At 42.5% G+C, this 21821-nt stretch carries 19 protein-coding genes and 1 other annotated feature (1 of these 20 running past the window's edge); of the genes, 18 read left to right on the forward strand and 1 reads right to left on the reverse strand.

What is annotated here, in order from left to right; translation table 11 throughout:
• The first annotated feature begins 184 nt into the window (after positions 1–184).
• From accD to PU629_RS05930, 6 genes are all read left to right on the forward strand, one after another.
• Positions 185–1057 (forward strand): acetyl-CoA carboxylase, carboxyltransferase subunit beta, encoded by an 873-nt coding sequence (gene accD, locus PU629_RS05905; protein ID WP_275283362.1) that lies wholly within the window; start codon positions 185–187, stop codon positions 1055–1057.
• Positions 1042–2013 carry an acetyl-CoA carboxylase carboxyl transferase subunit alpha gene (gene accA / locus PU629_RS05910; protein ID WP_275283363.1) on the forward strand — a complete coding sequence of 324 codons (972 nt, stop codon included), beginning with the start codon at positions 1042–1044 and terminating at the stop codon, positions 2011–2013. Before accD ends, accA begins: the two co-directional genes overlap by 16 nt.
• A 201-nt stretch (positions 2014–2214) precedes the next feature.
• A complete protein-coding gene (gene pfkA / locus PU629_RS05915) occupies positions 2215–3174 on the forward strand; it encodes a 6-phosphofructokinase (RefSeq protein ID WP_275283364.1) in 960 nt (319 codons plus the stop codon).
• Between the two features lie 17 nt (positions 3175–3191).
• Positions 3192–4943 (forward strand): pyruvate kinase, encoded by a 1752-nt coding sequence (gene pyk / locus PU629_RS05920; RefSeq protein ID WP_275283365.1) that lies wholly within the window; start codon positions 3192–3194, stop codon positions 4941–4943.
• A 78-nt stretch (positions 4944–5021) separates the two neighbouring features.
• A complete protein-coding gene (locus PU629_RS05925; protein WP_275283366.1) occupies positions 5022–5444 on the forward strand; it encodes an acyl-CoA thioesterase in 423 nt (140 codons plus the stop codon).
• The gene (locus PU629_RS05930) at positions 5444–5836 is read left to right on the forward strand and encodes an FxsA family protein (protein ID WP_275283367.1); all 393 of its coding nucleotides are present in this window, start codon (positions 5444–5446) and stop codon (positions 5834–5836) included. The genes PU629_RS05925 and PU629_RS05930 overlap by 1 nt, the downstream gene beginning before the upstream one ends.
• Before the next feature lie 55 nt (positions 5837–5891).
• Here PU629_RS05930 and ytvI read toward each other — a convergent pair whose 3' ends face one another.
• Positions 5892–7052, reverse strand: coding sequence for a sporulation integral membrane protein YtvI (ytvI, locus tag PU629_RS05935; RefSeq protein ID WP_275283368.1), 1161 nt, complete (start codon positions 7050–7052; stop codon positions 5892–5894).
• 722 nt (positions 7053–7774) lie between these two features.
• On the opposite strand from ytvI, the gene citZ reads away from it, so the two are divergent.
• From citZ to ytxC, 12 genes are all read left to right on the forward strand, one after another.
• Positions 7775–8890 carry a citrate synthase gene (citZ, locus tag PU629_RS05940; protein WP_275283369.1) on the forward strand — a complete coding sequence of 372 codons (1116 nt, stop codon included), beginning with the start codon at positions 7775–7777 and terminating at the stop codon, positions 8888–8890.
• 75 nt (positions 8891–8965) lie between these two features.
• On the forward strand, positions 8966–10237 hold the full coding sequence (icd, locus tag PU629_RS05945) for an NADP-dependent isocitrate dehydrogenase (protein ID WP_275283370.1): 1272 nt from the start codon (positions 8966–8968) through the stop codon (positions 10235–10237).
• A gap of 550 nt (positions 10238–10787) precedes the next feature.
• A complete protein-coding gene (locus tag PU629_RS05950) occupies positions 10788–11501 on the forward strand; it encodes a response regulator transcription factor (protein WP_275283371.1) in 714 nt (237 codons plus the stop codon).
• Positions 11498–12784 (forward strand): two-component system histidine kinase PnpS, encoded by a 1287-nt coding sequence (gene pnpS / locus PU629_RS05955; RefSeq protein WP_275283372.1) that lies wholly within the window; start codon positions 11498–11500, stop codon positions 12782–12784. The genes PU629_RS05950 and pnpS overlap by 4 nt, the downstream gene beginning before the upstream one ends.
• Positions 12781–15411 carry a DNA polymerase I gene (polA, locus tag PU629_RS05960; protein WP_275283373.1) on the forward strand — a complete coding sequence of 877 codons (2631 nt, stop codon included), beginning with the start codon at positions 12781–12783 and terminating at the stop codon, positions 15409–15411. The genes pnpS and polA overlap by 4 nt, the downstream gene beginning before the upstream one ends.
• A 77-nt stretch (positions 15412–15488) precedes the next feature.
• Positions 15489–16337: a DNA-formamidopyrimidine glycosylase gene (mutM, locus tag PU629_RS05965; protein WP_275283374.1), complete on the forward strand. Its 849-nt coding sequence runs from the start codon at positions 15489–15491 to the stop codon at positions 16335–16337.
• 49 nt (positions 16338–16386) lie between these two features.
• Positions 16387–16935: a dephospho-CoA kinase gene (coaE, locus tag PU629_RS05970; protein WP_275284367.1), complete on the forward strand. Its 549-nt coding sequence runs from the start codon at positions 16387–16389 to the stop codon at positions 16933–16935.
• Between the two features lie 215 nt (positions 16936–17150).
• Positions 17151–17519, forward strand: coding sequence for a hypothetical protein (locus PU629_RS05975; protein WP_275283375.1), 369 nt, complete (start codon positions 17151–17153; stop codon positions 17517–17519).
• Between the two features lie 95 nt (positions 17520–17614).
• A complete protein-coding gene (gene nrdR, locus PU629_RS05980) occupies positions 17615–18082 on the forward strand; it encodes a transcriptional regulator NrdR (protein ID WP_275283376.1) in 468 nt (155 codons plus the stop codon).
• 109 nt (positions 18083–18191) lie between these two features.
• Positions 18192–19574: a replication initiation and membrane attachment family protein gene (locus PU629_RS05985; protein WP_275283377.1), complete on the forward strand. Its 1383-nt coding sequence runs from the start codon at positions 18192–18194 to the stop codon at positions 19572–19574.
• Positions 19575–19585: 11 nt separating this feature from the next.
• Positions 19586–20527 carry a primosomal protein DnaI gene (dnaI, locus tag PU629_RS05990; protein ID WP_275283378.1) on the forward strand — a complete coding sequence of 314 codons (942 nt, stop codon included), beginning with the start codon at positions 19586–19588 and terminating at the stop codon, positions 20525–20527.
• Between the two features lie 364 nt (positions 20528–20891).
• Positions 20892–21731 carry a sporulation protein YtxC gene (gene ytxC / locus PU629_RS05995; RefSeq protein ID WP_275283379.1) on the forward strand — a complete coding sequence of 280 codons (840 nt, stop codon included), beginning with the start codon at positions 20892–20894 and terminating at the stop codon, positions 21729–21731.
• A gap of 57 nt (positions 21732–21788) precedes the next feature.
• Positions 21789–21821: a binding site (T-box leader), on the forward strand (it continues 213 nt past the right edge of the window).

Here is a 21821-nt window from a genome sequence, read left to right on the forward strand (position 1 = left end):
ATAATAGCATAAGGTTGACGAGCCTTTCCCTTTTCTAATAAAATTAGTCTGTTAGGCCTTATTCTCATTTTTAATTTGAGCTATCGTATTTCTTATGAAATACCTATTTAAGAGAGTTGTTCCGATTGAGAATACAAAGTGCACAGATCTTAAAAAGAGACTTTAGTAAGTAGGTGAATGTGTAGTGTTGAACAACTTTTTTAATAAAAAGAAGCAATATGTCACAGTCCCATCTTCAGGTGTCAAACAGGATGTACCAGAAGGGCTCATGAAGAAGTGCCCGAGATGTAAAAAGATTATGTATACGAAAGAGTTAAAACAAAATCTATCGGTATGTGCATCCTGCGGGTATCATTACCCGCTGACAGCATGGGAAAGAATTGAAAGCCTAATGGACGAAGGGACTTTCGAAGAATTCGATGAGGCCATGTCCTCTGTTAATCCTTTAGATTTTCCGGGTTACGAAGACAAGCTTAAAGCAGGTCGGGACAAGTCCGGTCTGAACGAAGCGATCGTGACGGGAAAAGGGATGATGGATGGCTATGAGTTTGTCATTGCTGTGATGGATTCACGTTTCATTATGGGTAGTATGGGATCCGTTGTCGGAGAAAAGATAACGAGAGCTGTTGAAAGGGCGATGAAAGAGCATCTCCCATTCATTATTTTCACAGCAAGCGGCGGAGCAAGGATGCAAGAAGGATCGCTCAGTCTGATGCAAATGGCCAAAACAAGTGCCTTGCTCAATCTCTATAGCCGTAACGGAGGGCTGTTCATTACTGTGATGACTCACCCAACTACTGGTGGTGTGACGGCAAGCTTTGCTTCGCTAGGTGATTTTAATTTTGCAGAACCTGGCGCTTTAATCGGTTTTGCTGGACGGCGAATTATCGAACAGACCATTCGAGAAGATTTACCGGAGGATTTCCAGACATCCGAGTTTTTACTGAAACATGGTCAATTAGATCGTGTTATCCCAAGAGATGAGTTGAAAGAGACTCTTGGGACCATTCTTGCAATGCATTATAAAAGAGGTGATGAAGCGTGGTTCCTGGATTAGAATTCGAAAAGCCGATTATCGAACTTAGAAATAAAATCAAAGAGCTTCAGGATTTCATGTCCACTAAAGGGATTGACTTGTCGGATGAGGTGGCTCGCTTAACCGATCGCCTTCATAAACTGGAGAAAGACACTTATGGCAATATGTCTCCATGGGAACGTGTTCAATTGGCAAGACATATGGATCGTCCCACAACGCTTGATTATATTCCGCACCTTTTCACCGATTTTATTGAAATGCATGGTGACCGACTGTACGGAGATGACGAAGCTGTTGTTGCGGGCATTGCTGAGTTCCATGGCCGTCCTGTCACCATCATTGGTGAGCAGCGAGGACGAGACACGAAGGAGAATTTGCGCCGCAATTTTGGGATGCCTCACCCTGAAGGCTATCGGAAAGCACTCCGTCTCATGAAACAGGCCGAAAAGTTCAACCGACCGATCATTACATTCATTGATACCAAAGGTGCTTTTCCTGGTAAAGCAGCAGAGGAGAGAGGCCAAGGAGAAGCGATCGCGCGGAATTTGTTTGAGATGGCTGGTCTAAGAGTCCCCATTATTTGTGTCGTTATTGGCGAAGGCGCAAGCGGTGGTGCGCTTGCTATTGGGGTTGGGAATCGTCTGCTTATGCTTGAGAATTCCTGGTATTCCGTTATCTCTCCTGAAGGCGCTGCGGCTTTGTTATGGAAGGATGCAGGGCAGGCAGAGCGGGCTGCACGTACGATGAAAATTACGGCGCCTGATTTGCTGGAGCTTGGGATTATTGATGAACTTGTCCCAGAGATTACAGGAGGCGCTCATCACGATCCGGTTGAGCAAGCTAAGCGACTTGATCACTTTTTGGTCAAGCATCTTAATGAACTAAGCACACTTACCAAAGATGAACTCGTGATGCAACGGCTCGAAAAGTACCGCCATATGGGAGCCTTTGAGGTTGAAAGCGATTTCATAAAATGAGGTAACGTGTTTTCTGTAACAATTGTTATAGAAAACACGTTTTTTATATGTTTTAATTTATATAGATAAGAAATGGAGGTTTTCTAAAAAAAACGCTATCGTTTTTTTTTAGTGGCCCGTTACATATCCTGCTTAGCAATAGTCCAATATGTTTAAGGTATTCATTAATCATGAAGAGATTTTTATGGGGAGTGTGCTTAAATGAAACGGATCGGTGTTTTAACAAGCGGCGGAGATTCTCCTGGTATGAATGCTGCAGTGCGAGCTGTAGTTCGAAAAGGAATTTATCATGGTTTAGAAGTTTTTGGAATCTATCAAGGCTATTCAGGTTTAATTGCAGGGAATATTAAGAAGCTCGAATTGGGTTCTGTCGGGGATATCATTCAGCGAGGCGGTACCATTCTATACAGTGCGCGCTGTGAAGAGTTTAAGACTGAGGAAGGCCGGCAAAAAGCGATTGAGCAATTGAAAAAGTTTGGGATTGAAGCTCTAGTTGTTATTGGCGGGGATGGTTCGTTCAGAGGCGCCCAAAAACTGACGGAACTGGGCTATCCGACGATAGGCGTTCCGGGAACGATTGATAATGATATTCCTGGCACCGATTTTACGATTGGTTTTGACACAGCACTCAACACGATTATTGATGCGATTGATAAAATTCGCGATACCGCCACTTCCCATGAAAGAACGTTTATAATTGAGGTCATGGGCCGTGATGCGGGGGATCTTGCTCTTTGGGCTGGTCTTGCCGGAGGAGCAGAATCCATTATGATCCCAGAATCCGAGACAGATATTGAAAATGTCATTGAACGTATCCAACAAGGACATGCTAGAGGTAAGAAGCACAGTATTATTGTGGTGGCTGAAGGGATTGGCTCAGCTAGTGAAGTGGCAAGAAAACTAAAAGAAACGGCCAAAATTGAGACCAAAGTAACGGTGCTTGGTCATATTCAACGAGGCGGTGAAGCGACGGCATTTGATCGGGTTTTGGCAAGCCGACTGGGAGCTGGAGCTGTCGACCTTCTTTTAAAAGGTGAAGCGGGTTTGATGGTCGGTGTCCAGAATAGTGAAGTCGTGGCCCATAAGATTGATGATATCTTAACGGATCGTCACCAATTAGATAAACAACTTATACAACTAGCGAAAGAACTTTCGATTTAATGAGGGGAATGGTTTAAATGAGAAAAACAAAGATCGTATGTACAATTGGCCCAGCCAGTGAAACTGTCGAAAAGCTTGAACAATTAATGAATGCTGGGATGAACGTTGCCCGCTTGAATTTTTCACATGGTGACCATGAAGAGCATGGCAACCGCATTAAGAACATTCGTATAGCTGCTGAGAAGAACGGGAAAACCATTGGGATTCTTCTAGATACCAAAGGCCCTGAAATTCGAACAGGCGACATGGCCACAGATAAAGTTCACTTGGAAAAGGGGCAGAAGCTTGTTATCAGCATGGAACCTGTAAAAGGGACTGCTGAGAGAATCTCTGTGACTTACACAGAACTTGCTTCTGATGTTCATCCTGGTTCCACGATCCTTTTAGATGATGGATTAATCGGACTAAAGGTCGTATCAGCGACTAGCAATGAAATCGTGACAGAAGTGCTTAACACAGGAGATCTTAAGAGCAAAAAAGGGGTCAATGTTCCTGGCGTAAGTGTTAATTTGCCAGGTATCACCAAAAAAGATGCGGAAGATATTTTGTTCGGGATTGAACAAGGCATTGATTTTATTGCCGCTTCCTTTGTTCGTCGAGCATCCGATGTATTGGAAATTCGGGAGTTGCTTGAGAAAAACGGCGGCGAGCACATCATGATTATTCCTAAGATTGAAAATCAAGAAGGCGTTGAAAACATTGATGAGATTTTAGAAGTATCAGATGGGCTAATGGTTGCGCGTGGTGATTTAGGTGTTGAAATTCCAGCTGAAGAAGTGCCGCTCGTTCAAAAAATGCTCATTAAAAAATGCAACAAATTAGGGAAGCCGGTCATTACTGCGACACAAATGCTTGATTCCATGCAACGGAATCCTCGTCCAACTCGTGCTGAAGCGAGTGACGTGGCCAACGCTATTTTTGACGGTACGGATGCGATTATGTTATCTGGTGAAACGGCTGCAGGGGATTATCCGGTTGAAGCGGTTGAAACAATGCATCGGATCGCCCTTCGTACGGAACAGTCACTTGATTATCAGCAAATGTTAAGTGTAAGAAGCAAGACCAACACCTCGATTACGGATTCTATTGGCCAAGCAGTTGCTCATACTGCCTTGAATTTAAATGTATCCTCGATCATTACATCAACGTATAGTGGCCATTCGGCATTTGTTGTGGCAAAATATCGTCCGAAAGCTAATATCGTAGCTGTAACGAGCACCGAAAAGGCATTGCGCCGCTTATCATTAGTATGGGGTGTTTATCCTCAGCTTGGTAAATTGGCAGAGACAACAGACGAAATGCTGGACTCCTCTGTTGATGCTGCAGTAGAATCCGGTTATGTGAAGCATGGTGACCTTGTCGTGATAACAGCGGGTGTCCCTGTCGGTGAGGTTGGAACGACGAATTTACTTAAAATTCATGTTGTTGGACAGGTTTTGGCCAAAGGGCAAGGAATTGGCCGTAAGTCAGCAAGCGGTCCTGTCTATGTAACGAATGATCCAGCAGATGCTGTTGCCAATATGCCGGATGGTGCCGTGCTTGTAACAGCTAGCACAGATCGTGAGTTCACACCGGCTATGGAACGTGCGGCTGCAGTGATCACTGAAGAAGGCGGCCTTACCTCTCATGCCGCTGTTGTAGGGATTAACCTTGATATTCCTGTTATTGTTGGTGTCAGTGATGCTGTTAACCTTCTCCGTTCAGTCGAGTCGGTCACGATTGATGCTGAAAGAGGAAATATCTATAACGGTCATGCTAAAGTCCTATAATTAAGAGTTAATGATAGAATAAGGAGAGGGGACAAACCTTCTCCTTTTTCTGATTATAGAGTGGAGGTTAAGGCAAGAATGAAAACTCATGCAAAGCTTCGTGTTCGCTATTCAGAGACGGATCAAATGGGTATCGTGCACCATAGTCAGTATATTAATTGGTTTGAAGTAGGTCGTACTCATCATATAAGAGAACTTGGTCATACGTATCGTGAAATTGAAACTGCCGGTTTCTATCTTCCGGTGATTGGGGTGCATGTCACTTATCATACGCCTGCCCTTTATGAAGATGTGATTCGGATTGAAACCGAAATCCATAGTTATAATGGGGTACGGCTTCATTTCAAATATAGAGCGGTTAGAGAAGAAGATGGAGAACTTGTCGCCGAAGGAATAACTGAGCATTGCTGGACGACAACAGATATGAGACCGTGTAAGATGCAAAGGAAATGGCCGGAGCTTCATCAAAAAATCGAAAAGGATTTCAAAGAGTTTTCATAATGAAACGATTAATGCCTTTATTTATCCTTGTTCCCTTAATAGAACTCTGGTTGTTTTTCCTTTCCGGCAAGTACATTGGTATTCTTGCAACAATAGGAATTGTTCTGTTAACAGGGGTTATTGGAGCAAGCCTTGCAAGAAGAGAAGGGCTTGCGGTTTTTCATCGGGCAAAGGAACAATTAAGGATGGGGCGTTTGCCTGGGGAAGAGCTGATTGAAGGGTTTTTAGTTTTAGCAGGAGGCTTGTTACTGTTAACGCCTGGCTATTTGACGGATTTGACGGGATTGCTGTTAATGATCCCAAGAGTTAGAAGGCGGTTAGTTAAGCCAATAAGACGAAGACTGCAACAACAGCTTTCAAAGGGACGGTTTGAATTTTTCTACAGAAGATAAGTTTATAGAGCAAAAAAGAAGTCGACATTCAGTTAGAATGCTGACTTCTTTTTTTTCATTTGGGAAGGGTTCGGTCGCCGATGATATAACTCCAGATATTCCGAAAGACATCGGCCTGTGAGAGCGTATTGATGACAATTAAGACGATCGGACCTAAGACAAGGCCCAAAAATCCTAATAGCTTAAAGCCGATAAAGATAGCGACGAGTGTAGGCAGAGGATTTAAACCAATATTGGATGAGATAATTTTAGGCTCCATAATTTGCCGCTGTATGATGACAACCGCATAGAGAATGGCGAGTCCTATCGCCATAAAATACTGTTTTGAGAAATAAGAATAAATGATCCAAGGGAGAAAGACAGAACCGGTTCCAAGGTAAGGGAACATATCAGCAAGCCCAGTTAGAAAAGCAATCGTAACAGGGTGGGCCACTCTAAGTACCACTAGTCCAATAAGAATAATGACAGCGGTAATTGAAATCAGAGTTAAGTGAGCCCTGATAAATCCGAGAAAGGCCTGCCTTAATCCTTCATAGACATTTTGAAGGCTTCGAGAAACGCTCTCAGGGAGCTTAGAGTCGAAATAATCACCAAGTTTATACCAATCCTTCGTCATAAAGAAAGTGGCGAGACAAATAAAGATTAACCCTGTAATGATGTTTGGCAGGGACACGACCATATTGGTTAAATAAGTAATAACGTGGGTTCCAAGATTGCTTAGATTGGTGGCAAGTTTTTGACCAAGATGGTTCATGTTGTCTTGAATCGTCAGTTGTTCGGATTGGTCTAATGTACTGATAAGATGTGTAATATGCCCCCACATTGGAAGCAATGTGTTTACAAAATAACTTTGAATGTAGCGGCTTAATAGCTGGACATGGCTCGGAACGACATCGTTTAGATAAACGAGTCCATTAATGAGTTGAAGGATGATGAGTGTCACAATTCCTGAAATGACAGCAAAGATAAGAAAAATGACAATAAAGGTGGCGACTCCGCGATGCATGTTGGTTTTTACTTGAATAAAGGTGACAACAGGATTTAAAAAGAAGGAAAGGATAATGGCGATTATAAATGGATAAGCGTATTTTATCCCATAATAAAAAGCGGCTCCAATTAAGACACAAATAGCAGCGACTAGAAGCAAACGGAAAGTAATAAAGATATAGCGCAAAATATTGGTTATGTAATGAGAATTCAGGTGGCTCACCTCCATTTTGACACAAGCCTTTTCTATATCTTATGGTGATTCTTGTGTGATGAATCACAAAATCTTGGATAAGGAAAAATCAAGCCTTAAAAATGCTTAAAAAATTAAAAGCAAGTTTCTTGTTTAGAGGATGTTTTGTCCTTATTTTACACGTCTTAAATGTGACATTCAACGAAAAGGCGAAGGGAATAAGCAACTAACTGTGCTCAAAATCCTTTTTGGAAAGATTGGGATTTCTCGCATACATGGGTTTATGAGAGTGTTATGGGAATAGATAACTAACTGTGCTCAAAATCCTTTTTGGAAAGATTGGGATTTCTCGCATACATGGGTTGATGAGAGTGTTATGGAAATAAGTAAATGGCTGTGCTCAAAATCCTTTTTGGAAAGATTGGGATTTCTCGCATACTTGGGTTGATGAGAGTGTTATGGGAATAAGTAAATGGCTGTGCTCAAAATCCTTTTTGGAAAGATTGGGATTTCTCGCATACATGGGTTGATGAGAGTGTTATGGAAATAAGTAAATGGCTGTGCTCAAAATCCTTTTTGGAAAGATTGGGATTTCTCGCATACTTGAATGAAGCCTAGTCGAAGAAGGGAATTCAATAAAGTATGCTAAAATGTTCACAAATCGATTATGTTTGTTTATAATTGAATGTGGTGATCACATTGAATAGTTAGTCAATTAGATTTCCTGGTATTGGTTAGATAGAGAAGGAGGAGATTGAATGCCAGCTACTAAGGGTTTAGAAGGGGTTGTCGCAACCACTTCTGGAATTAGTTCCATCATTGATGGTGTTTTAACCTATAAGGGGTATGATATTGATGACCTCGCAGATCATGCTTCTTTTGAAGAAGTCGTTTACTTATTATGGAACGATGATCTGCCAAACCAGCAACAACTGGATGCTTTCAAAAAAGAACTTGCTGGGAATGCAGCGGTTCCTGCTGAAGTTTTTGAACAGATTAAAGCCTTTCCTCTTAATACCATTCATCCGATGGCCGTTCTCCGCACAGCTGTTTCAACACTAGGAGTCTTTGATAGTGAAGCAGATGTTATGGATGAAACCGCTAACCGTCGAAAAGCGATCCGCTTGCAAGCACAAATTGCGACGGTTGTTGCAGGCTTTGCTCGCATTAGAGATGGAAAAGATCCTGTTGCTCCACGCACTGATTTGGGATATGCAGCGAATTTCCTTTACATGCTCTTTGATCGTGAACCAAATGAAACAGAAGTTGAAGCTTTTAATAAAGCGCTTGTCCTTCATGCTGACCATGAACTTAACGCGTCCACTTTTACAGCGCGTGTTTGTGTAGCTACTCTTTCAGATGTTTATTCTGGAATTGTTGCCGCAATCGGTGCCCTCAAAGGACCTCTTCACGGCGGTGCTAATGAGCAAGTTATGAAAATGCTTACTGAAATCGGTTCAGTTGAAAACGTTCCCTCGTATTTAGAAAATGCTTTTGCAAATAAAGAAAAAATCATGGGCTTCGGACACCGTGTTTATAAAAATGGTGATCCACGCGCGAAGCACCTTAAAGAAATGTCTCGTCAGTTGACTGAACGCTCAGGCGAGAAAAAATGGTATGATATGTCTATTAAGATTAATGAAATCGTCACCAATGAGAAAGGTCTCCTCCCAAACGTTGATTTTTATTCCGCTAGTGTTTATCATAGCTTAGGGATTTCTCATGATTTATTCACCCCTATTTTTGCAGTTAGCCGGATGTCAGGCTGGCTTGCTCATATTCTAGAGCAATACAGCAACAACCGCCTCATTCGTCCTCGTGCAGAGTATGTAGGCCCTGATAAACGCGCCTATGTGTCGATTCAAGATCGTTAATTTGAGTTAGATCGGGAGGAACCTCCTCCCTTATCTATGTATTATCTATAGGATTTCTTAGGAGGGTATTAACCAATGGCAAACGGAGAAAAAATTACAGTTTCAAATGGTCAATTAAACGTACCTGATTACCCAATCATTCCTTTTATTGAAGGGGATGGAACGGGTCCTGATATTTGGGCAGCTGCTCACCGAGTTCTAGAAGCCGCTGTTGAAAAAGCATATAACGGTAAAAAGCAAATTGTTTGGAAAGAAGTATTAGCGGGTGAAAAAGCATTCAACCAAACGGGCGAATGGTTACCTAGCGAAACTCTCGATGTGATTCGTGAGTACATAATTGGTATTAAAGGGCCACTTACAACACCAGTAGGCGGTGGGATTCGTTCTTTAAACGTAGCGCTTCGTCAAGAACTTGACTTGTTCACATGCTTGCGTCCGGTTCGTTACTTTGAAGGGGTTCCATCACCTGTTAAACACCCCGAAAAAACGGACATGGTTATCTTCCGTGAAAACACTGAAGATATCTATGCAGGGATTGAATATGAAAAAGGCACAGAAGCTGTTCAAAAAGTCATTGCTTTCTTGCAAAATGAAATGGGCGTTAACAAAATCCGCTTCCCAGAAACTTCTGGTATTGGTATTAAGCCGGTTTCTGAAGAGGGAACGAAACGTCTAGTGCGCGCTGCGATTCAATATGCAATCAACGAAGGCCGCAAGAGTGTAACGCTTGTTCATAAAGGGAACATCATGAAATTTACAGAAGGTGCCTTCAAAAAATGGGGCTATGAAGTCGCAGAAGAAGAATTCAGCGAAAAAGTCTTCACATGGGCCCAATATGATCGCTTAGTTGAAACAGAAGGTAAAGACGCAGCTAACAAAGCACAAGAGGCGGCTTTAGCTGAAGGTAAAATCCTAGTTAAAGATACAATTGCTGATATTTTCTTACAACAAATCTTAACTCGTCCAGAAGAGTTCGATGTGGTAGCAACGATGAACCTTAACGGGGACTACATCTCTGATGCGCTTGCTGCACAAGTCGGCGGAATCGGGATTGCACCTGGTGCTAACATCAACTACGAAACGGGCCATGCTATTTTCGAAGCGACTCACGGTACGGCTCCTAAGTACGCTGGACTTGATAAAGTAAATCCATCTTCAGAGATCCTTTCCGGCGTTCTAATGCTTGAACACCTTGGCTGGCACGAAGCAGCTAAGCTCATCGTTGATTCCATGGAAAAAACGATTGCAAGCAAAGTCGTCACTTATGACTTTGCCCGTCTCATGGATGGTGCGACTGAAGTTAAATGCTCTGAGTTTGGTGACGAGCTCATCAAAAATATGGATTAATAATAGGAAAGTGGTTTGGGTAAGCTTTTACCCGAACCGCTTTTTTTCTGCTTTAAAAAGGAATCCGTAAAAAGTGTTATGAAGGTCCTTTGAAGAAATCTGTGTCTTACAAGGTCTATTTTTCACTAGAGAGTCCTGCTGGTTGAGCCGCAAGCAGCTTTCAATAATCTAATGGGCGTGTAAAATAAGGAAGGTATGGGCTCGATATAAACGTTTGATGGATGTTACAATACGATGACCATTTGGAACCTGATTTGGAGAAGACTCTGAACCAGGTTTTTTTAATCTGAGATAAGTTTAGACAAGCCATTAGGGGCCAATATCATGATTAATAGTCTTTTATTCACTCTTTGGTAAGCGGGCAACTCTAGTAAGAATGCCGTCTGTACAAAACTTTATTGTTGGGTGCAAAAAGTGTATGATAAAAAGAGATTGTCATGAACTAGCAGGCTATTATAGTTTTGATAGGGATCTCTAAATAATGAAAAAGTGATAAGGTATTGGTAGCTGGCTTCAGGATTCGAGAACCAATACCAGGGGAGGATAATAGGTGGTTAAGCGAATTTTGGCAGTAGATGATGAACCTTCTATCTTGACGTTATTATCTTTTAATCTTGAGAGGGCTGGTTTTCAGGTTTTACAGTCTGCAAATGGGCGTGAGGCACTGGATATAGCCCGTACTGAAGCGTTAGATCTCGTCATTTTAGATGTTATGCTCCCAGAGATGGATGGTTTGGAAGTATGCCGAGAGCTTAGACAGGAGAAGAGCACCTTGCCTGTCATGATGTTAACGGCTAAGGATGATGAATTTGATAAGGTTCTAGGTCTTGAACTTGGGGCAGATGATTATATGACCAAGCCTTTTAGTCCGAGAGAGCTTGTTGCAAGAGTCAAAGCTCTTCTTAGGCGCTCCCAACTATCTGAACCAGCCGCTGAGGTGGCTGCTTCGCCTGTTCAACAGCTTACTGTAGGAGATTTGGTGATTGACCCGTCAAATTATGAGGCGACGTTTAAAGGCGAACTGATGACGTTGACCCCTAAGGAATTTGAACTCCTATATTATCTTGTTAAGAATTCAAATAAGGTTTTAACACGTGATCAATTGCTTAGCTCTGTCTGGCAATATGATTTTGCCGGGGATACTCGAATTGTTGATGTGCATGTGAGTCATTTGAGAGAAAAAATTGAGGACGACACACGTCATCCAAAATATATTATAACGGTAAGAGGACTGGGTTATAAATTTGAGGGCGGCCGTGCATGATTCCGCTCATTCTTGTCTGTTTTCTCTTTCTCATTATTCTTATTCGGATCATTAGTTATTACCGGAGGGTTCTAAAAGGGGCAACAGATCTATTGATTGATTTGACAAAAGGTAATTTCAGCCAGCGGATTATCGCTTCTAATTACAGGGGCACAGCGCGTCGGTTAAACACCGTCTTGAATCAAATGGCTAGAGATATGGAAAGATTAGAGAAGACCTATTTAGCCCAGGAGGACCAGCTAAAAACACTCATTGAAAACATTGGGAGCGGGCTGGTTTTTATTGATGCAGATCGCAGAGTCATCCTGGTCAATCGAAGCTATCGAGAAACATTTAAATTAGGAGATCAGGATTGGCGGGATCAACCTTATGAGCAGGTGACCCCAACCCAGGAGGTTAACGCCCTTATACTCGAGTCCTTTGCTACTGAAAAACGGCTGTCCAAAACTTATAAGATAAACATTAATATTTATCGAAAATATTTTGATGTCTCTTGTGCACCTGTTATTGATTCTAAGCAACGAGTCCGCGGGGTTGTTGTCTTATTTCATGATATTACTGAGCTTAAGAATCTTGAACAAATGCGAAAGGATTTTGTAGCGAACGTCTCTCATGAACTGAAAACACCTATCACTTCAATTATTGGATTTTCCGAAACCTTATTAGATAGCAGTTACCAAGACAGAGAGCTTTCAGAAAAATTTTTAGGGATCATAATGTATGAAAGCAAGCGTCTGCAAAATCTTGTTCATGATCTTTTAGAGCTATCTAAAATCGAACAGCCTCATTATTCCATTCCTTTAATCCCTACTGAAGTGATCCCCGTTATGAATGAATCTCTCCCATCGCTAACAGAACGTGCTCAAGCAAAAGCCATTGATATTCAGCTGGATTATAAGAATGCAGGGATAAAAGTACTAAGTGATCCAAGCCGGCTGAAACAGATTATCGTTAATCTTGTAAACAATGCGATTGCTTACACACCGCAGGGAGGAAGAGTCTCCATTGAAGTAAGGGAAGAGGAGCAGTGGGGCATCTTGGAAGTATCGGACACGGGTATTGGCATAGAGAAGAAAGAACTACCTCGAATATTTGAACGATTTTATAGGGTGGACAAAGCAAGAAGCAGAGATTCTGGAGGAACCGGTCTCGGACTTGCCATTGTAAAGCATCTAGTTGAAGCGCATGGTGGAGAGATCGAGGCTAACAGTGAAGTTGGTAAAGGCTCCACATTTACCATTTATTTTAAAAAAGCTTTAGAAGAAGAGGAGTCCGATACATGAATAAACTCGTTTTGATCGATGGCAATAGTATCGCCTACCGAGCCTTTTTTGCCCTGCCTCTCTTAAATAATGAAAAGGGAGTTTATACAAACGCAGTCTATGGCTTCACGATGATGCTGCTCAAAGTGATCGAGGAGGAGCAGCCCACACATATGCTCGTGGCATTTGATGCAGGAAAGACGACCTTCAGACATAAGACGTTTAAGGAATACAAAGGGACACGACAAAAAACACCGCCCGAACTTTCCGAACAGCTGCCTTTCATTCATGAGGTAGTTGATTTACTAGGCATTCCTCGCTATGAGAAAGAACTGTATGAAGCCGATGATTTGATTGGGACTTTGTCTAAGCGAGCAGCTAAAGAGGGCTGGTCGGTTAAAATATTTTCTGGAGATAAGGATTTATTGCAGCTCGTCGATGATAACATCACGGTCTCTTTGACGCGTAAAGGGATTACGGAAGTGGATGAGTACACGCCTGAGAAGGTGCGTGAACGCTATGAAATCGATCCGATTAAAGTGATTGATTTGAAGGGGTTTATGGGAGATAACTCTGATAACATTCCAGGTGTACCGGGTGTCGGTGAAAAGACAGCCATTAAACTTCTTAAGCAGTTTGGCTCATTGGAGGCTGTTTTTGACCATTTGGATGAGGTATCTGGGAAAAAGCTCAAAGAGAAATTAACAGAGTTTGAACAACAGGCTTATATGAGCAAAGAGCTTGCGACTATTTTTACAGAAGCGCCTGTTGATGCGGCCCTTTCTGAGCTTACGTTTAATCAGCATTACAGTGAAGACCTTATTGCTCTTTTTAAAGAGTTGGAATTTAATACCTTGCTTGAGCGAATCGGCTTTGAAGAAGTCAAAGATCAAGCGGCTGAGGAGGTGGACGTTTCCTTTGAAACATTAAAGGAAGTAAAGCCTCAAGATCTTCCAAAAGAAGCGTCGCTAATCGTTGAATTGAATGAAGAAAACTATCATTTTACGTCCATTAATGGATTCGCTCTATACTCTGAAGATGGCGGCGTATTTATTCCTAAAGAGGTCGCTTTCCAGTCAGATGCTTTTAAAGTGTGGTTATCTAATCCTGAATTTAAGAAAATTGTATTTGATCAAAAGGCAGCAGCTGTTGCTTTGCATTGGCATGGGATAGAGCTTAAGGGTGTGACTTTTGATGTCAGTCTGGCTGCTTACCTTATTGACCCCTCAGAATCAGCAGTGGATGTGGCGGGGCTCGCCAAGCGGCATCATATCCATGTGGCTTTTTCAGATGAGGCCGTTTATGGAAAAGGGGCAAAAAGAAGCATCCCAGCGGATGACGTGTTAGGGGATCATCTCGCAAGAAAAGCCATGGCACTTGAAAAGCTAGTTCCGATCCTGAAGGAAGCACTCGAAGACAATCAACAGCAAAGTCTCTATTATGAGTTAGAGATGCCTCTTTCACAAGTACTTGAAGAAATGGAAGAGACGGGCATCGCCGTTAGTAAAGAAGCGCTTGATGAGATGGGAAAAGAGTTTTCGGCATCACTTGATCGATTGGAGAAAGAGATTCATCAGCTGGCAGGGGTTGAATTCAATATTAATTCACCTAAACAGCTCGGTGAAATTTTATTTGAAAAATTGAATCTCCCAGCGGCTAAAAAGACAAAAACCGGCTATTCGACTTCGGCCGATGTTTTAGAAAAACTTGCCGGACAACACGAGATTATAGATAAGATTTTAGAATATCGTCAATTGGGGAAATTAAGCTCCACTTATATCGACGGTCTATTAAAGGTCATCCACCCAAAAACAGGGAAGATTCATACAAGATATAATCAGGCTCTAACCCAAACCGGCCGACTGAGCTCAACGGATCCTAACCTGCAGAACATTCCCATTCGAATGGAAGAAGGCAGGCGTATTCGCCATGCGTTTATTCCTGCTCACGAAGGCTGGACGATTCTTTCCGCTGACTATTCACAAATTGAGTTGCGAGTCCTCGCTCATATCGCCGAGGATGCTAATCTGATTGAAGCTTTTCAGGAGGAACGAGACATTCATACGAAAACGGCCATGGATGTTTTTGGGGTTAAGGAAGACGAAGTCACCGATCTGATGCGCCGTCATGCGAAGGCGGTTAATTTCGGGATTGTCTATGGAATCAGTGATTTTGGATTGTCGCAAAGCCTTCGGATTACGAGAAAGGAAGCTGGCGCGTTTATTGAAAAATATCTGGAAAGCTACCCTGGTGTCAAAGCTTATATGACAGATGTTGTTCAAAAAGCCAAACGGGATGGCTATGTGACGACACTGCTTCATCGCCGCCGCTATCTGCCGGATATTACAAGCCGTCAGTTCAATCGCCGGAGTTTTGCAGAACGCACGGCCATGAATACCCCTATTCAAGGGAGTGCGGCAGATATCATTAAAATGGCGATGGTTAATATGTCCCACCGGTTAAAAGCAGAAGGGTTGAAGTCCAAGATGCTTCTGCAAGTGCATGACGAACTTATTTTCGAGGTTCCTGAAGAGGAATTAGAACTTATGAAAACTTTAGTGCCAAACGTCATGGAAGAGGCAATAGAGCTCAAGGTTCCTTTAAAAGCAGATGTATCGTTTGGACCAACCTGGTATGATGCAAAATAGAAAGTGAGAAAATAGCCGCATCCTTAAGTTTTAAAAGAGCTAAGGAAGGCTTTTTTTCTATTGAAAGGAAGCGTTGTATGCCTGAATTACCTGAAGTCGAAACAGTGAAGGAAACGCTTAAGCAACTGGTTCTTGGCAAAACCATTCGCGATGTTGTGATTTTTTGGCCAAAATTAATTAAAGAGCCGCCTGATTCACATGAATTTGCGGAGCGTCTTAAGGGGCAAACCATTCATAACATCAGGAGAAGAGGGAAGTTTCTCTGCCTAGACCTTGATGAGGAGGTGCTTGTTTCCCATCTCCGTATGGAGGGAAAGTATGTCTATTTCAACCACCGAGCGGATGTCACGAAGGATGCTCATACGCATGTCATTTTTACCTTTACGGATGGAAGCGAACTCCATTACAAGGATGTGCGCAAGTTTGGGACGATGCATGTTTTTCCAAAAGGGGAAGAAGAACGGCGGCTTCCGTTAGTGCAGCTTGGACCAGAGCCCCTGGAAGAGCGCTTTACGGCTGCTCTTCTTAAACAACGCTTAAAGAATACAACAAGAGCCATTAAGTTAGCGTTGCTTGATCAGACCGTTGTTGTTGGTCTAGGAAATATCTATGTCGATGAAGCACTGTTCAGGGCACGCATACACCCTGAGACACCGACCGATCAAGTGAGTCAGGCCAAGCTGAACCAATTAGTCCCAGCCATAAAAGAAACGCTGGGAGAAGCGGTCGAAATGGGAGGCAGTACAGTAAGAACTTACCGAAACGGACAAGGAAGAATGGGCATGTTCCAACAGAAGCTTGCGGTGTATGGGCGAGAAGGTGAGCCTTGTGTGGAATGCGGCACGCCAATAAAGAAGATAAAACTCGGCGGCCGCGGCACTCATTTTTGTCCAAACTGTCAAAAGAGGAGGAAGCGGCGTGCTTAAGATTGGGTTGACGGGCGGCATTGCAAGCGGGAAAAGTACGGTATCTAAGATGTTGTTTGATTTGGGGATTCCAGTGATTGATGCGGATATTGCCTCGAGAAAAGTGGTTGAGCCTGGGATGCCTGCATTGGACGAAATCGTGCAAGCATTTGGGGACGTCCTTCAAAGGGAGGGTCAGCTGGATCGCAAAAAGCTTGGGTTCATTATTTTCCAGGATGAATCAAAACGAAAGCAGTTGAACGCGATTGTCCATCCAAGGGTGCGCGAATGGATGCAGGCACAACTCGCGATTTATGAGAAGAAAGCTGTTCCGGCGGTTGTTCTTGATATTCCACTCTTAATCGAGAGTCAATTAACGGATTGGTGTGACAAAGTGCTGTTAGTCTATGTATCAGCCCAAACACAGCTGCAACGATTAATGGCGCGTGATCATTTGAAAGAAGAGGACGCACGCCTTCGTATCCAAGCGCAAATGCCCCTTGAAGATAAGCGAGCTTATGCGGAGCGGATCATTAACAATGAGGGATCGATTCTTGAGACTCGGGAACAGCTTTTACACATTCTTCAAGAGTGGCACGTTCCTTTTTCCATTCATTAAGCGCGATAAGGGACCTCTTTTTCAAATTGTGGCAAGAGGCACTTCCGGATTGATGAAGGCGCGCTCTCGTACATAGAGAGGTGGCAAGCTTAGTCAAAAACCCCTTAATAACTTGTAATTCTAAAAGGGCGCCAAACTTTTTGGCGCTTTTTCCATTAAAAGATTGAAGCAGCTTGTCTAAAGTTTGTTATAATAAAAGAAAAAGGACGGTGCTAATGATGAGTTTTTTTTCACGACTCTTTGAAACTCATATTGAAACAAGAGATAATCATTCTGATCAGCGACTCAAAACGCATTACTATAAAGCAACCAAAAATAAAATTTTAGAAACTTGCCGGGAGTGGATTAACAAAGAACACGCCTTAACCTTGATGGCGGATTCGGCAGACCGCGGCGAAATTGCTGCCAAAGTCCACGGAAAACGAAAAGGGCTTCTCGTCTTAACGGTTATTTCTGCAAGCCCTATGAAAACGTCTGTGGATGTCTCTTTCACAGTGGATAGAGGATTGAATGCCGGCTATGGACAAACACTCTGTTCAAGTTTGTATCAGCACCTTTCTCGAACCTATCAGTTGGTTGATTGAAGTTTCTGCAAGTTTAGAGATGAAGTTTAGGCTTGTCTCTTCTTGTCGTTTTTTGTACTATTAAAGAAAAGCTGAGGTTGGGCAGGTGAATAGTGATGCATTGTCCAAGTTGTCATCATGTCGGGACACGTGTATTGGATTCGCGACCGGTTAATGAAGGTCGATCGATTAGAAGACGTCGAGAATGTGAAGCATGCCATTATCGCTTTACGACCTTTGAAACCGTTGAGGAAATCCCTTTAGTCGTTGTGAAAAAAGGGGAGAATCGTGAATCTTTTAATAGAGATAAGATATTGAGAGGGTTAATTAAAGCTTGTGAAAAACGGCCGGTACCCCTTGAAAAGCTGGAAGACGCGGTCAATCGAATTGAAAAAGAATTGAGAAGCCGCGGCGTTTCCGAGATTAAGAGTGATGAAATCGGGGAATTAGTGATGGATGAGCTGTCTCAAATTGATGAAGTGGCTTATGTTCGATTCGCTTCGGTTTATCGCCAGTTTAAGGATATTAATGTGTTTATTCATGAACTGAAAGACTTATTAAAAAAAGTGAACAAAGATGACTAAAGGCTGACATGGCCAGAAGAAGCTTATAGCGTGCTGTTACCTCCATTTTTTTTGAGGTGTCAACACGCTTTGTTATTCCTGAAAAAATAGTGAAAAAAGGGGGATCCGCATGTCACTTCATTGGAAAGAGTTATTACCTGTTGATCAGTATGTGGCCGCCCAACCTGAAGCTATTGATTATCGTCATCTTGAAATTCTGACCAGCCTTTACCAGCCGCTTATTGGTCCATTGGCTTGTCAGCTCTATACCACTTTGTTTTTTGAATCTCAAAAACAAGGGGAGCGGAGTCACAATCACTTAATGCTGCAGACAGCTTGTACGCTTGAGACGCTTTTGCGTGAAAGGAAAAAGCTCGAGGCAATGGGGCTTTTAACTGTTTTTAAGAAGAAAACAGATGAGAGTTCTCTATTTATCTATCAATTAAAGCGTCCGCTCGAACCTGATGTTTTTTTTGCGGATGGTGTTTTAAATATATATTTGTTCAACCGATTAGGCCGGCATGAATATATGAGACTCAAACAACAGTTTAATTCGTCTATGCCTATACAAGAGGATGAGTATGAAGAGGTGACGGCTTCGTTTAATGAGATTTATGCTTCTCTAAGGCCGTCTGAACTTAAGAATCTTCATAACGAGGTGGAGAATTCACTCCCATTGAAGGAACCCCAATCATCAAAGCCAAAGCTTTCGGTTTCCTTTGATTTTGATGAACTCTACTTGCATCTATCCGATTGTATTATCTCCAAAGAGTCTTTTACGGAACCGGTCAAGGAGGTTATTGTTCAGCTTTCCTTTGTGTACCAGATCGGACCGCAAGCCATGGCTCACATTATCCAGCAATCCTTTCTTCACAACGATGAGATCGATATCCCTGCTTTAAGAAAAGCGGTGAGGCATTATTACCAGCTTGAAAATGGCAATCAACTGCCAATGCTCAGCTTAAGAGTGCCAAAAATGGACAAGAAACCGAATCGAGAAGAGGACGAACAGCTAACGGAATATGAGGCACAAGTTCGCCTTTTTGAAAGTCTCTCGCCATATGATTTGCTGCGGCATTTGGCAGGAGGCGCAGAGCCTGTCCAATCCGATTTGCGCATTGTGGAAGGTCTATTAATCGATCAGAAACTGCCTGCTGGTGTCATCAATGTTTTATTAGATTACACGATGTTAGTCAACGATAAGAAACTTATTAAGAGTTATATAGAAAAGATCGCCAGTCATTGGACGCGCAAGAAGATTCAGACCGTGCGGGACGCGATGGCTTTAGCAAAGTCTGAGCATAAGAAATATCAAGATTGGAAGAAGCAATCGTCCACTCGCTCAACAAGAGGAACGTCTCGTTCAAGAACAACAAATGGGCACCAAGAAGTCATTCCGCAATGGATGAAGGAAACGAAATCGAGTGAAGCCCCTGTGAAAACCAATTCATCCAAAAACACGCTTTCAGAAGAAGAGGAAAAATGGCTGGATGATTATCTAAAAAGCCTTTAGGCGGTGATTAAGTGGAATCTATTAAGCAAACTCTTAACCAAATGCTCAGAAACCAAAAACCAGAACAAAATATGGAGTCGTTTCGCACTTATGTCTATCAAGACTCGGACGTACAAGCGTTTTTAAAGGCACATCCGGAATCAGCGGATGCGCTTTTGACACGCTATCTATCAAAAGCTTATGAAGTTGCAGAAGCGAACCATAACTGTGCGGCATGTCCAGGGCTTGAGAAATGCCCTAATGTACTACCAGGCTATCAACCTAGTTTGGTTGACGATAAGGGCGGGATTACGGTGACCTACCATCCTTGTTCAATTAAGCTTCAGGTTGAGCAACAGAAACGACAGAAGACCTTGATTAAGAGTTATTATGTTCCTCAAAAAATCCTAAAGGCGACGTTTCGAACGATCGACAGCACGGAACAGGAGCGCAAGGTAGCGTTAAGAGAAGCGGTTCGGTTTGTGGAACATTACTTGCAAGATCCGCAAAGTACGAAAGGTCTGTACTTTTATGGCGACTTTGGAGTCGGGAAAACGCATATTATGGGGGCTATTTTAAATACTTTGGCTGAAAGAGGTCAAGTGGAATCTTTAATGGTTTATACACCTGACTTTTTTAGAGAAATAAAAAATTCGATCCAAGACAGTTCGGTTGAGGACAAGCTTGAGTACATTCGAACGGTTCCTTTGCTTGTTTTAGATGATATTGGGGCAGAGACGATGGGCCCATGGATTCGCGATGATGTTCTTGGAAGCATTCTTCAAAGGCGTGTCATGGAAAATCTCCCAACTCTTTTTACTTCGAATTATAATTTGGATGAATTAGAAGAACATCTTGCTTATTCAAATAAAAGCGGGATTGAGCTCGTTAAAGCCAAACGATTAATGGAGCGGATTCGTCATTATACAGTGGCCGTTTCGCTCAGAGGAAGAAACAGAAGATCAGATATATAGAATGAATGAGAGTGTTCCAAACGCTGACGTTTTGGGGCACTCTTTTTTTGGGGGAGGGGGGCCTGTACGGCTTGTCCTTGCGTCTCTAACCTATGCTCCGAGGCGGGTTGTCTTGAGTTAGTAGTGTGACAAGCTGAGGCAATTTCTAACGGACATGGAGTCCATTAGAAGGTGAAATCGAGGGTGGAAAGGGCGAAAATGGGGCTGTAACGGACTGAGTGTCCGTTACAGCCCCAACTTCAGGAAATGGCGTTCATTCGGGGAAGAAGCTGCATGGAGAAAATTCAAGTAATAGGCTAGTCATTTTTTTGGTTGGGTTCCCATATAGTGTTATAAACGTTGTTGCTTAGGGAGGGGACTGTTTTTGATTGCTGTCAGTTTTGCGTCTCGCGAAGAGGCTGAGGCTTTATATAAAATGCTTGATGATCCTGAGAATCGGACGCTTTTTCATGTCAAGAAGGAGGACATGCAGGTTTTTATTGAAGGAAGTCAGCGTGGGTTAACCACTTATACAAGAGACAAGCTTTCTCAATTGTTAACTCGGTTTATTATTGATTATTATGAGGATCGGTGGTTCTTAGAAATTCTAAAGTCGCAGTTTTATTATACCGATCCGGATGAACAGGCAATGATTCTTGATATTATTCATAGCATCTTAACTGGAGAGCGCGAGGACCTGCCGAATCTTAACCGCCTTCCTAAAAGAGAAGACCTCATTCGAACCTCTATCCAAGATCTGCTTAAAAGTCCAACAACCTTTAGTTTTGAATCAATCGAAACCTTTAGATTGCACCGCTATCATAGCTGGTTATTGCGGATGACGGAGCTTGCGCTTGATGAGTATAAGCTTCAGCAGGAATACGCTTCTTTTGTAGAAAAATTGAGGTTAATCATTCGGAATTATAGTCCGCTGCAGCAAACCATTTATGTTATTGATGAAAAACCGTTCAAACTATATAATGATCGGTTTGAATTAATTGAGAGTGTGCCATCCATAAGATCTTTTTATCCCCTTTTAAAACAATGGGGAATCGAGACAAAGCCGTCTGTTATTCTTAGTCTCATCGGTCTTTCGCCAAAGAAGGTATATGTTTATACCGATCGACCAGATGCGGATGAAATGCTAACGATACAGAAAGTGTTTGAGGAACGCGTGACCTTTCATCCTTTTAAAGAAGCGAAAACTCAGAAATGGAAGGCTTAACTAGAGCACTTGATTTCTTTTATTTTTCTCGCTATAATTACCTACATAATATAACTTAGATCGGCATTGAAGAGGCCAAGAGTTTTCGTT

Origin of the sequence: Pullulanibacillus sp. KACC 23026, assembly GCF_029094525.1 — a bacterium.
Classification (GTDB): domain Bacteria; phylum Bacillota; class Bacilli; order Bacillales; family Sporolactobacillaceae; genus KACC-23026.

What these genes read in the sequence shown, in the direction of transcription:
- pfkA (WP_275283364.1), top strand. Translation starts at nt 2,215, where the DNA reads ATGAAACGGATCGGTGTTTTAACAAGCGGCGGAGATTCTCCTGGTATG.
- pyk (WP_275283365.1), top strand. Translation starts at nt 3,192, where the DNA reads ATGAGAAAAACAAAGATCGTATGTACAATTGGCCCAGCCAGTGAAACT.
- PU629_RS05925 (WP_275283366.1), top strand. Translation starts at nt 5,022, where the DNA reads ATGAAAACTCATGCAAAGCTTCGTGTTCGCTATTCAGAGACGGATCAA.
- PU629_RS05930 (WP_275283367.1), top strand. Translation starts at nt 5,444, where the DNA reads ATGAAACGATTAATGCCTTTATTTATCCTTGTTCCCTTAATAGAACTC.
- ytvI (WP_275283368.1), bottom strand. Translation starts at nt 7,052, where the DNA reads ATGGAGGTGAGCCACCTGAATTCTCATTACATAACCAATATTTTGCGC.
- citZ (WP_275283369.1), top strand. Translation starts at nt 7,775, where the DNA reads ATGCCAGCTACTAAGGGTTTAGAAGGGGTTGTCGCAACCACTTCTGGA.
- icd (WP_275283370.1), top strand. Translation starts at nt 8,966, where the DNA reads ATGGCAAACGGAGAAAAAATTACAGTTTCAAATGGTCAATTAAACGTA.
- pnpS (WP_275283372.1), top strand. Translation starts at nt 11,498, where the DNA reads ATGATTCCGCTCATTCTTGTCTGTTTTCTCTTTCTCATTATTCTTATT.
- polA (WP_275283373.1), top strand. Translation starts at nt 12,781, where the DNA reads ATGAATAAACTCGTTTTGATCGATGGCAATAGTATCGCCTACCGAGCC.
- mutM (WP_275283374.1), top strand. Translation starts at nt 15,489, where the DNA reads ATGCCTGAATTACCTGAAGTCGAAACAGTGAAGGAAACGCTTAAGCAA.
- coaE (WP_275284367.1), top strand. Translation starts at nt 16,387, where the DNA reads ATGTTGTTTGATTTGGGGATTCCAGTGATTGATGCGGATATTGCCTCG.
- PU629_RS05975 (WP_275283375.1), top strand. Translation starts at nt 17,151, where the DNA reads ATGATGAGTTTTTTTTCACGACTCTTTGAAACTCATATTGAAACAAGA.
- nrdR (WP_275283376.1), top strand. Translation starts at nt 17,615, where the DNA reads ATGCATTGTCCAAGTTGTCATCATGTCGGGACACGTGTATTGGATTCG.
- PU629_RS05985 (WP_275283377.1), top strand. Translation starts at nt 18,192, where the DNA reads ATGTCACTTCATTGGAAAGAGTTATTACCTGTTGATCAGTATGTGGCC.